Genomic DNA, 12,940 nt, shown 5'->3' on the forward strand with positions numbered 1-12,940 from the left:
AATCCTAATCTTATAAAATATTATAGACGAAAAAAAACCAACTTTATTAAGTTGGTTTTTTTATAATCAATATTATTAAACTTTAAAAGCGAAATATACGTCTTAAGCCAACTAATGGTAATAGCAATAATGTATACCAAGGAAAGCTAGCAGAGTTACGCTCATACACTTCTGCTTCTACTGGAGCACAGTTTTCTACTTCACCATTTGCAATTGGCGTTAACTTAACTGCAACTGCAATACTTTCGTATTCAATTTCACCATTGATATCAGTTACAACACCGCCTAAAGAATCAAGTTTTTCAACTGTCTTAGTCGCAGTACCAAATATTTCATTATTTTCATTGATAGCTGTTGCTTCAACCATTGAGTAAGCGTAGTCAGTTTCGCCATCAGTGTCATAACAAGGCAGTAAATCATTCAAATTAGTGATTTTATCTTCACCAATTTTGTAAATAAAGGCTTCTTTGAGTCGTGAACTATCAGATACACCCACTTCCCCTTCGCCTACAATATATCCTTGATTATTTATATCGTTGCCATAAGAACTTGAACTTGAAAAATAATCAGTTGGAAAAACTGTATTACCTGTTTCGATGTCATGATAGAAGAATTTATTACGAAGAGTGCCTTCAATACGCTTTGTCGCATAACCTGTAATTACATCATTATCATTAATAGCGATTGATTTACCAGCCTGCCAATCGTCTTCTTGATTAATAAAGTCAGTGACTGCACCGTCTTTAAAATAGACTGGCATTGTAAGAATCGTATCATCATTTTTGTAATAACGCGTATTTGATGAACCTACAATTGTACCGTTGTTGTTCACTGCTAAAGCAGTACTCGTAAATGCGTCATCTTCCGTTTCACCTTCATCAGGTGTCAGTGCCATACCAAGCTCTTCAACAGAAATAATATTTAACGATTCATCAAGTTCCCATTTTACAGCACGCTTATTAAATAAGCCTCGTGAAATATTAGAATTTAATAAGTTGATACACACTGACGTTGGTTCGTCTTCATTATCACAGTTATCATCAATATTATCTTGTCTGTCATCAGGAATACTTGTAGAGATATTACCTACAACAGTGTAACCACTATTTGTTTTGACTATATCGTTAGCGCGGCTTGTGCCGCCGTATTCATTAAACTCAGGCTCTAACTCAACACTTATACTGCCATCAGCACTTATTACAATCCCACGTTCTATAAACTCATGTGTGAACCACGTTTCTGCATCATCTTCACCATCAGGTGTAAAAGACACTTTATCGTAAGGAGCACCGCCCCAACCAACAGTAACGCCGTCTTCACTTACAGCATTAAAAAGGTTAATAGTTGAACGCGTTAAGCCATCATAATCAACAGATGCAACATCAAATAACGGTTGCTCTGTTACTTGTGTGTCATTGTACTTTATGCCAACTAATGAGCTTAATTTTTGATATTCAAAATTTGTAGAAATTGAAGATAAAAAACTAACCATGAAAGTATGTGCATCAGAATTAGTAAGTACTGCATCATTATTTTCAATGTCATCAAGTGTAAAGGTAATCTCTTTATCACTTAAATCAAATGCAGCCTCTGTATTATCGTAGCTATTTTCAATAATATTTTCAGTAAAATCTATATAGCTGATATCAATAGGTAAATTGTATAAACCATTTGCGAAACCAATAATATGCCCGCTTTCGCTTACATCTGTTACATAAGAATATTTAGCGTCTTCAAGAGTCCCTAATTCACTTAACTGGTACGTAGCACTTGTTGCTGAAGTGCTTAATGTCGCTAAAATACTGGCAGCGAGTAATTTATATTTCATTTTAGTCCTTACTACTGATTCTGTAATTCTTCAAGTTCTTCCCAGCGCTCAAGCGCAGCTTCAAGGTCAGACTCAAGTTGTGCCAAATGGTTCAATGCTTTAGTTGTTACATCACTCTCTTGTTTAAAAAAGTCTGAGTCACTAACTACAGCTTGTTGAGCTTCAATTTCAGCTTCTAGTTTTTCCATTTTATTCGGTAGTTGCTCTAATTCAAGTTTTAATTTGTAAGAGAGTTTATTTGTTTTAGCTGCAGGTTTAGCAACTGGAGCGACTACTTTTTCAACTTTTTTTACTGGTTGCTGCTGCGTTTTTTTTTCTTGTTCAGCTAAATAGTTAACGTAAGCCTCATAGTCGCTATAGCCACCTACAATATCTGTAACTTTACCGTTACCTTCAAACGCCCATACACTTGAACATGTATTATCAATAAATTCACGGTCATGGCTTACAATCAGCACTGTACCTTGGTATTGATTAATGATGTCCTCTAGTAACTCTAACGTTTCAATGTCCAAGTCATTCGTTGGCTCATCGAGAACAAGTATATTAGATGGTTTTAAAAACAGTTTAGCTAATAGCAGTCTATTTTTTTCACCACCAGAGAGTGCTTTAACAGGGGTTCGAGCGCGTGCTGGAGGGAATAAAAAGTCTTGCAGGTAACCTAAAACATGGCGTGAACGACCGCCCATCATCACTTCTTGTTTACCTTCGGCAACGTTATCTTGAACTGTTGCTTCTTCGTCAAGTTTTTCACGGTATTGGTCAAAGTAAGCAAACTCTAAATTAACACCTTGCTTAGTAATACCACTATCTGGTTCTAAATCACCAAACATTAGTTTTAATAGTGTTGTTTTACCAATACCATTTGGGCCTACTAAGCCGATTCTGTCGCCACGCATTACCAGTGTCGAAAAATCATCAGCAATAACTTTGTCTTTAAATGCATGACAAAGATTCTTAGCTTCAAATACTAACTTACCAGAGCGATCTGCTGTTTCAATATTGAAATCAGTTTTACCAACTTGGTCAACACGTTGCTTACGCTCTGTACGAAGCTGTTTTAACTCACGAACACGTCCTTCGTTACGCGTTCTACGCGCTTTAACACCTTGGCGGATCCATGTTTCTTCTTCGGCTAAACGCTTATCGAACAATGCATTTTGGCTTTCTTCTACTTTTAAATCATGGGCTTTTTGCTCTAAGTACGTAGCGTAATCACCAGGGTACGAAATAAGCTTACCACGGTCTAAATCTAAAATACGCGTAGCAACAGCGCGAATAAACGCACGGTCATGCGATATAAATACGATTCCGCCCTTAAACTCTTTTAAAAATTGCTCAAGCCACATGACGCTTGCCATGTCTAAATGGTTTGTTGGCTCATCAAGTAATAATAAATCAGGCTCACTAACAAGTGCACGTGCAAGTGCTACTTTACGTAACCAACCACCAGAAAGAGACTCAAGTTTAGCTTCTGGCGTTAATTCTAATTGTGTTAGCACTAATTGAATTCGGCTATCAAAGCGCCAGCCATCAGCCGCTTCTAATTGATTTGATAAACGTTCAAGCTTGTTTAATAACTTATCAGTACACACTGTTTGCAACTCATTACTTACATGATGAAAATCAATGAGTAAGTTTGCAATCTCAGGCATACCTTGCGCAACGTAATCAAATACAGTGCCATTTGCGCCTTTTGGTGGATCTTGTTCTAAACGAGAAATTCTAATCCCGCCTAGCTGATTTATTTCACCATCATCTAATACAACTTCGCCATCAAGCACTTTTAATAGAGTTGACTTACCCGCGCCATTTCGACCAACAACACACACTCTTTCGCCACTTTCTATAACGGCATCTGCTTTGTTAAGCAAAGCATGCGTACCAAAAGCAAGTTGTGCTTTTAAAATTCTAATTAAATCCATAGTTCTTATTTGCTCTTATTCTGCTTGTGCTAAAAATTCGCGCACAGTGTGTAAAGTAAAAGGCCAAAATAATTGCTCGCCTTTTTCACTTTTTAATACAGGAATAGTAATTTGATACTCAGCTATAAGCTGCTCATCAGTCATAATATCGATTAGTAATAACTCACTCGTATTACTAAGTACCTCAGTGATAAGTTGCTCAGCTTGCTCGCACAAGTGGCAACCATCAGTGTGGTATAAAACCCATTTAGCCATGTGTGATTAACCAGCTATTATGGATTTTTTTATTACGTTTAAAGTCTGGTGATAACGTTTTATCTGAAATATTAATGGCTTTTAAACCTAAACCAATCAGACCAACTTCATCTATCACAAAGCCACGTTTGTTATTAGAGAAAATTAAGGTACCTGATGGGCTTAAAATCTTTTTAACCCACGTTAATAATTTAATGTGATCGCTCTGTACATCAAACGCGTCTTTCATACGTTTTGAGTTTGAAAACGTTGGAGGATCTAAAAATATCAAATCATATTGTGCTGTCGCGTGCTCTAACCATTTTAAACAATCAGCTTGTTCAAAACGGTATCGTGTATTACTAATACCATTTAAATCAAAGTTATCTTGGCCCCATTTTAAGTAGGTCTTTGATAAATCGACTGTAGTAATGGCTTTAGCACCACCAAGAGCAGCATGTACAGAAGCTGTACCTGTGTATGCAAAAAGGTTTAAGAAACGTTTATCTTTAGCATTTTCTTGAATATAACGGCGCATTAAGCGATGGTCTAAAAACAAGCCTGTGTCTAAGTAGTCAAATAAATTAACTTTGAACTTAGCACCAAACTCTTCAACAACCATAGTACGGTTTTGTTTAGACATAGCGGTGTACTGATCTTCGCCCTTCTGCTTTTTACGTACTTTTACAGCAATGTTTTCAGGTGAAATCTCAAGCTGTTGAGCCGTTAAACTTATTACGTCTTGCAGGCGTTTTTCTGATGTTTTTTCATCAATTTCTTTAGGCGCTGCATATTCAAAAATCACAGCAGAGTCGCCATAAATATCTACAGCAACATTGTATTCAGGGATATCCGCTTCATAGACGCGATAAGCATCTATTTTATTTTGTTTAAGCCAGTTTTTTAAGCCTTGCTTATTTTTTTTCAATCTATTTGCAAATGACGTTGAGCCTTCAAAATTGAGTGCTTTTTTGTCATCTGTAGTCAAACTTACTTGCTTATCATCTAATTGATATAAGTTAAGTTCTACATCAAGCGGGCCATTTTTAAATTTATAACGCTTAAGGCGCACAAGTTTTAAAAGTTTAAATAAGCTCTCGTCCATACCCAATAAGGCAAGTTTCCAGTGATTGAAGTGCTTTTTAAAGCCAACGCCTAAATTACGGTGTAAATCAACAAGCTCAGCCATAGAGCCAATACGCTCACCATAAGGTAAGTTTGAAATTACAACACCCGGTAATTTTGCAACAGCTGTAAGTTTAGTTGCATCACTTTGCTTAAACTTAATCACGTCGTCAAGCTCTGCACGTTTAGCATTATCAATTGCTTTACTTAATACTTGCTCATCGTAATCGTGGCCAATTAACCATAATTTAGGATCAGTAATATTAGCGAGTAACTCTTCTTTAAGCTCTTTAAACTTAGCGGCTCTAAAACTGGGTAAACGCTCAAAAGCAAAACCTTCACGGAATAATCCTGGCGCTTCGTTTCGCGCCATACCGGCAGCTTCTATCAAAATAGTACCCGCACCACAACATGGATCGAATAAAGGCTGTTTTACATTTTCAAGCCAGCCACTTCGCTTAATTAATGCAGCAGCTAAGTGCTCTTTAATTGGCGCTTTACCTTGGCCTTGGCGGTAACCACGTTCTGACAAACGAGGACCTGAATAGTCAATATACATCGATACGCCGTAACGATTTAATCGTGCAACTACGCGCACGTTAGCATCTTGCTTATCAACGTTAGGACGTTGCTCGTATAAATCATTAAAATAGTCAACAATCGCATCTTTGATTACAAGACCCGAAAATTGCGTGTTTTTTAATGAGTCATTGGTACCGTTGAAGTCGACAGCGAATGTTTGCGTAGGTCCAAACCATTCTTGCCAAGGTTGCGAGCGCGCAAAATTATACAGGCTATTTTTGTCATCTACGCCTTCTTTTTCTTCAATAAGCATAAGCACACGCGTTGCAAAACGAGTTGATAAACAAACCTTTTGCGCAAGTAATGAGTCAGCCTCAAAACGAACAGAACCAACAGTTTGCTTAGACACGGTTGCGCCAAGTTCTGTTAGTTCATCAACCAATAAATTTTCGATTCCGATAGAAGTAAGTGCGATAAATTGCAAAGTAATAACCCTTAATAGCTAATTGCGCAGGATTATAACATAGGTTGGGCGACAAACACGCCATAAAGACACGCTTAAGACTTAAATTTGGTTAGGCGGTTTGACTTTGATATTGCTGATTTAGGATGGGGTGTACTCGATTATTCAAAATACGGATTACTTCAAATTGCGCTAAAGATAAGTTTTCGTCTAATTTAAAGGTTTCACTTAAATTCAAACAAATAGATGCATCAGGACAATGCTCTACAATTAAAAAATCACCTGACTGCGCTTTAGATGTTAATTTTACTATTGCCTCTACGCTTGGCTCTGTCCCGGTGTATTCTTCAAAAAACCAACTTTTTGCTAAAACGGGTTTTAAGTGATACTTAACAGCAGTTGCATTTAATGATATTTGACAAATTTGAGCCGCAGACCACAATTCAAATCCATCAAGATAATTATAAACTTGTTCGTAAAATGCAGCATCTTCGAGACTAAAACGTGGATTTTTAAAAACAGAATCGGTGAGCTGTCTTAATTTATAAGGCGTGCATAATTGCATGTCGTCATTTAAATCAAGTAACAAACGATTTTTATCAGGACAAGTAATCCACTGCCATTGCTTTGATGCTTGTAACATTTACTCCTCCTTGGGTATGTTGAATAATTATTGCTCAGAGTATAACCGCTTTTGACCACTTTTAAAATGTTTGCTTAGAACATTTAGCTAACGATCAAAAGCTTAGATAACTGATCCTTATAAGCCGTTAACGATCGACTTTACCAATTGTGGACCTTTGTAGATGAACCCAGTATAAACCTGAACTAAATTTGCGCCTGCATCTAACTTTTCTTTTGCAGATGTAGCATCATCAATACCGCCGACTCCGATGATTGGTAGCTTACCTTGTGTTAAGCGTTTTAGTTCACTTACTACCTCTGTAGAGCGCATTCTAACAGGGTGACCTGATAAACCGCCCGCCTCTTGTGCATATTGCTGCCCCATAACTGCGGCTCGCTCAAGCGTTGTGTTTGTGGCAATTACACCATCAATTTTATTATTTAAAAGTGATTCACTTACTTGCTCTATTTGTATTTGATCGAGATCCGGTGCAATTTTTACAAGCATAGGCACTTGCTTATTATGCTTTGAAATTAAATCTAACTGTTCATTTTTAAGACTTTGCAATAAATCATCAAGTGCAGCACCATATTGTAAATCACGAAGCCCTGGGGTATTTGGTGATGAAATATTTACCGTAATGTATGAGGCATGCTCAAATACTTTACGCATACAATGAATGTAGTCATCTTTACCTTGTTCATTAGGTGTATCTTTATTTTTACCAATATTGATACCGAGTATGCCACTGTACTTTGCTGCTTTTACATTTTCGACTAAATTATCAACACCTTTATTATTAAAGCCCATACGGTTAATAATTGCGTTTGACTCTGGAAGTCTAAAAATACGTGGCTTATCATTACCAACTTGAGGACGCGGTGTAACCGTTCCAACTTCAATAAAACCAAATCCCATTTGGCTAAAAGCATCAATACATTCTGCATTTTTATCAAGGCCAGCGGCAAGCCCTACTGGGTTTTTAAATTCAAGACCTAAAAAGTTTACGGGTTTATCTGAAACACTTTGTGACCAAGCTATATTTAGAGGCGTATTAGCAAAACGACGAAGATTATTAAGTGCAAACTCATGCGCCCACTCCGCATCACGGGTAAACATAAAACGGCGAGCTAAATCATAAAACATCAATATAATCCTCTTTTTAAATTTCAGACAAAAAAATACCTCAGACAAGGCTGAGGTATTGTATAACAATTTTAACAATCAGTTATTTATTTACTAAACAAATAACTGATTAAAGCTAAATTATTTTCCTGATGTATCACAGTTGTGACTTAATAACATAAGTTCACGAAGTGCAACTGAGAACTTAGCAAAGTCGTGGCTTTGTGATGTTTTAAACTCAGCCAACATTTGCTTCCAACGCTGAAGTAATAAATCTTGACTATCCATCCACTCATCTATTTGACTATCAACATCGCTCTCGTCACCTTCAAAGCTATTTAGCACCACTTCAGATAACGTACGTTGCTGCCAATCAAGCTCTTCACGGTAAGATGAACGAGCAAGTGCTTGCCAATGATTTGCTACTGGTTGCTTAGTTATTTGCTCTAAGAACCAATGTAGACCCATTCTTGCGCCTAGTTTAAAGTAAGTATTCGATACCATCGAAATACTCTTACCTGAATTATTAGCAACTTCAGCTAAATCCATCACAGAGAATAAGCTTGATAACGAAACAATACGCTTAGCTATATCTGCAGGAACGCCGGCATCAATTAACTTATTAGCTTCAATTACAATACGGTCATTTTCTTTTTCAATCATGTACGTATTTAAATTATCGCTTAAATCTTTAAATGTTGGCGCAAAGAATTCAATTCCTTGTTCAATCGTTTGTGACTTATTACGATGACGTAAGAACCAACGCGTAGTACGGCGAACAGTACGACGAAGTTGGTAAAGCATTTCAGTTTGTACCGCTGCTGGTATTTTATTATCCAGTGCGCTGATAGAAGACCATGTATCGCGCATTTCAAATATTTCGCTAGCAATTGAGTAACACATTGCAATTTCAGCTTCGTTGGCACCGGTTTCTTCATGCATACGTACCATGAAGTTTAAACCCATATCATTAACGATACTGTTAGCAAGTTTAGTTGCAATAATTTCTTTACGAAGTGGATGGTTGTTCATCGCATCGTTAAACTTCTCACGTAGAGGACGTGGGAATGACTTCACAAGCAATTGACGATAGTAAGGGTTTTCAGTAATTTCATCACTTACTAAAGACTCTTTTAATACCATTTTTGCGTAAGACACTAGCACTGAAAGCTCAGGGCGAGTTAAGTCTTTACCTGCGGCTGCACGTTCTGCCAATTCTTCATCACTTGGAATGAACTCAATAGCACGGTTTAACTTGCCATCTTTTTCAAGTGCATGAATAAAGCGAATCTTTTCTTTAAGCGTTGAAGTACCTTTAGACTGCGTAATTGAAATAGTATGTGTTTGACGGTAACAGTCTTTTAATACTAATTCAGATACTTCATCTGTCATTGAGTAAAGTAGCTCATCACGTTGTTTACGTGTTAAGTCACCTTCAGCAACCAAGCCATTAAGTAAAATCTTAATGTTAACTTCGTTATCTGAACAGGCAACGCCCCCTACGTTATCAATAAAGTCAGTATTAACACGACCACCCTTAGCTGCAAATTCAACACGACCTAATTGAGTTGCACCTAAGTTACCGCCCTCACCAATTATTTTAGCGCCTAAATCTCTACCATTGATACGTAGTGCATCGTTTGCACGATCCCCTACATCTGCATCAGTTTCTTTAGAGTTTTTAATGTATGTACCAATACCGCCATTCCACAGTAAATCGAACTCCATCATCAATGAAGCTTTCATTAACTCGTTTGGGGTCATACTTGCTTTTTTAGTGCCCAACATTTTTTTCATTTCTGGGCTAAGCGTAATTGATTTAGCGGCACGAGAGAAAACACCACCACCGGCAGAAATTAACTCTTTATTATAATCTTCCCAAGATGAACGCGGCATATTAAATAAACGTTCGCGCTCTGGGTAAGAAGTAGCAGCATCTGGGTTAGGATCAACAAAAATGTGCATATGGTTAAAGGCAACTTGTAAACGAATATGCTTAGATAACAACATACCATTACCAAATACATCACCAGCCATATCGCCTATAGCTACCACTGTAAAGTCAGTCGTTTGACAATCGATATCCATTTCACGGAAATGTCGTTTAACTGACTCCCATGCGCCTTTAGCTGTAATACCCATTTTCTTATGATCGTAACCAACGGAGCCACCTGATGCGAATGCATCGCCTAGCCAGAAATTGTATTCATTAGCTATGCCGTTTGCGATATCAGAGAAAGTAGCGGTTCCTTTATCGGCTGCAACCACTAAGTAAGCATCATCTTCATCGTGGCGAACAACATCACGAGCTGGCACTACTTCACCGCGCTCTATGTTATCTGTAATATCTAGAAGACCACGGATAAAGATTTTGTAACACTCTTGGCCTTCTTTTATAAACGCTTCGCGCTCACTAGGTAATTGTTTACATACAAAACCACCTTTAGAACCAACAGGTACAATTACTGTATTTTTAACTTGTTGCGCTTTAACTAAGCCAAGTACTTCAGTACGGAAGTCTTCACGACGGTCAGACCAACGCAGACCACCACGCGCTACTTTACCGTAACGTAAATGCACACCTTCAACGCGCGGAGAATAAACAAAAATCTCAAACGCAGGAAGTGGAAGTGGTACATCAGGAATTAAGCTAGGCTGTATTTTAAACGAGACATACGACTTAAACTGACCTGCATCATCTTTTTGGAAATAGTTAGTACGTAGCGTCGCAACAATCATATCTACGTATAAACGTATAATACGGTCATCATCAAGGTTTGCTACATTTTCAAGTTCTAAGTAAATTTGCGTACTTAACTTTTCAAGTGTTTTAGCACTTGCTGGGCTCTTAACTGAGAACTTTTTAGCAAATAAATTAACAATTTGCGCTGCAATGTTTGGATAATTTGCAAATGTGCTTTCAATGTAACTTTGTGAGAACGTTACACCAATTTGACGCATGTACTTAGCGTAAGCACGTAAAATAGAGGCTTCGCGGCCAGTTAGGCCACCCATTAACACTAAACGGTTAAAACCATCATTTTCAAGGCGGTTGCCCCACACATTTGTTAACGCAGCGCGAAAACGTGCTGAAATTTTATCAAAATCTGCCATCCCTTTGCTGTCAATAAGCATCGAGAAGTCCATGATCCAGTTAATACGACCATCGCTAGTTTTAACTGAATATGGTGTTTCACCAACAACGCGCAGACCAAAGTTTTCAAGCATTGGCATAACATCAGATAAGTGAATTGGCTCATCTTTATGGAATAAGCTTAATCGTACAATATTACTGTTTGCTTCTTCTTGAGGACGGTAAAACAGCATTTCTAGCTTGTTTTCATCGCTAAGTAGTTCTAATTTTTCGATATCAACAACCGCAGCACTTGGAAGCACTTCGTCTTTGTATGAGCGTGCAAACGCATTACAGTATTTACGATTTAAATCGTTACCACGTGCTTCACCCGCAGACTCTAAAAGTGCAGATTGAAGTTTATCTTCCCACGTACGTGCAGCTTCTACTAAATTGTTTTCGATGTCTTTCACGTTATATTCGATCTTGTTGTCGGTCACACGAACGGTGTAATGAGTACGCGCCAGTGTTGACTCAGAGAAATAAGTAGTAAATTCGACTTTATCGTCAGAATTAAATGCATTAGCTAATATATCTTGCGTTTCACGACGAAGAGCCGTGTTATAGCGTTCGCGAGGAACATAAACCATGCAAGATAAAAAGCGACCATACGCATCTTTACGTACAAACAAGCGACACATATCGCGCTCTTGTACTTGTAAAACACCCATAGCAACTTCAAGTAGCTCACTTTCGCGCGCTTGAACTAGTTCGTCACGTGGGTAGGTTTCTAAAATATTTAAAACAGCTTTGTAAGCGTGTGTACCTTTAGCAAAATCACACATTTCCATAATGCGGTTAATTTTACTTTTTAAAACAGGCACATCAGTAGCACTGTTATTGTAAAAGCTTGATGAGAACAAACCAATAAAGCGGTCTTCACCAATTACATTGCCTTCATCGTCAAAACGCTTAATACCTACGTAATCAATGTAAGCTGGACGGTGAACGCGAGAAACAGAGTTAGTTTTTGTTAGGATCAGTAGGTTGCTGCTGCGTGCTTCTTGGCGGGCAACTTCTGGTAATTCTGATAATAATCGTGTGTGTTCTTCAGTAGAGTTTTTCATCAAGCCAAGGCTTGATTCCATTTTACCTTTTAATTGGTAATCACCTTGAACTGGGCTTAGCTCATATTCACGGTAACCCATTAGAGTAAAGTTATCTTTCGCTAACCAATCTAAAAACTCAGTTGTTTCTGAAACTTCTTCTGTCGTTTTATTGTGATGACGTTTAGGTAACTCTTTGGTTACTGCAATCAATTTTTTACGAATTGGCTGCCAATCATCAACAGCAACTGACACATCAACAAGAACCGACTCTAACTCTTTCTTGAAAGACTCAATCACAGAAGAATCTGTTTGACGGTCAATTTCAATAAAAAATACTGTTTTAGTAGATGAGGATTCTTGCTCTGCTTTTAAATTTGATAATCCAGAAATTTTAGCGTTTTCATCGCGCTTAATTTTTAATGGGCAGTGAAGTAATAAGTGAGAGGCGATATTTTCACGAGTCATGGCCATACGAACAGAATCAACTAAAAACGGCATGTCTTTAGTAATAATCTCTACGATTGTATGTGATGACTGCCAGCCATCTTTTGCCACTTCAGGGTTGAAAACGCGGATAACAGCGTCGTCGGTAGTATTTTTTTCTAGCGAGTTCCAAAGGCTTAATGCTGCGCCATATAGGTCACTATCGTTGCGGTTTGCCAAATCCTCTTTAGACATATTGCTGTACAAGGCTTTGGCGAATTTCTCAACGAGTAACACATTATCAGCGCGAACTTTTTTCTGGATCAGCTTACAGACATTATCTAGGATAACCGAGGCTTGGCCTTCATTTCGTGTCATTGTATGTTCCTTAATCTATTACTGCTCAGGAGCAGGAATTTGTACAGCTATTCATTAGCGTGGAGTCAATTAAATTCTAACCCTTTTACAGCTAATAAACAGCCTTTTCG

Annotated in this window: 7 protein-coding genes; all 7 read right to left on the bottom strand. The window is 37.8% G+C overall.

The features are described 5' to 3' along the window. Nucleotides 1-82: 82 nt before the first annotated feature. The 7 genes from CXF76_RS12080 to CXF76_RS12110 all read right to left on the bottom strand — a co-directional run bounded on the left by CXF76_RS12080 (nt 83) and on the right by CXF76_RS12110 (nt 12,830). Nucleotides 83-1,828 (bottom strand): DUF3466 family protein, encoded by a 1,746-nt coding sequence (locus CXF76_RS12080; protein WP_024589193.1) that lies wholly within the window; start codon nt 1,826-1,828, stop codon nt 83-85. An 11-nt stretch (nt 1,829-1,839) separates the two neighbouring features. After that, nucleotides 1,840-3,753, bottom strand: a complete 1,914-nt coding sequence (gene uup, locus CXF76_RS12085) for an ATP-binding cassette ATPase Uup (protein ID WP_024607750.1) — start codon at nt 3,751-3,753, stop codon at nt 1,840-1,842. 15 nt (nt 3,754-3,768) lie between these two features. Continuing rightward, entirely contained in the window at nt 3,769-4,008 is a 240-nt protein-coding gene (locus tag CXF76_RS12090) for a glutaredoxin family protein (RefSeq protein ID WP_007586898.1), read from the bottom strand. Continuing rightward, complete coding sequence (gene rlmKL, locus CXF76_RS12095; protein ID WP_007586899.1) at nt 4,001-6,118, bottom strand: bifunctional 23S rRNA (guanine(2069)-N(7))-methyltransferase RlmK/23S rRNA (guanine(2445)-N(2))-methyltransferase RlmL; 2,118 nt, start codon at nt 6,116-6,118, stop codon at nt 4,001-4,003. Before rlmKL ends, CXF76_RS12090 begins: the two co-directional genes overlap by 8 nt. 91 nt (nt 6,119-6,209) lie before the next feature. Continuing rightward, nucleotides 6,210-6,740: a cell division protein ZapC gene (locus CXF76_RS12100; RefSeq protein ID WP_007586900.1), complete on the bottom strand. Its 531-nt coding sequence runs from the start codon at nt 6,738-6,740 to the stop codon at nt 6,210-6,212. Nucleotides 6,741-6,857: 117 nt separating this feature from the next. Then, nucleotides 6,858-7,868, bottom strand: coding sequence for a quinone-dependent dihydroorotate dehydrogenase (pyrD, locus tag CXF76_RS12105; protein WP_024589190.1), 1,011 nt, complete (start codon nt 7,866-7,868; stop codon nt 6,858-6,860). A gap of 120 nt (nt 7,869-7,988) precedes the next feature. After that, nucleotides 7,989-12,830 (bottom strand): NAD-glutamate dehydrogenase, encoded by a 4,842-nt coding sequence (locus CXF76_RS12110; RefSeq protein ID WP_033027177.1) that lies wholly within the window; start codon nt 12,828-12,830, stop codon nt 7,989-7,991. Nucleotides 12,831-12,940: the final 110 nt, after the last annotated feature.

This window comes from Pseudoalteromonas sp. 78C3 (genome assembly GCF_002836695.1).
Classification (GTDB): Bacteria; Pseudomonadota; Gammaproteobacteria; order Enterobacterales; family Alteromonadaceae; genus Pseudoalteromonas; species Pseudoalteromonas arctica.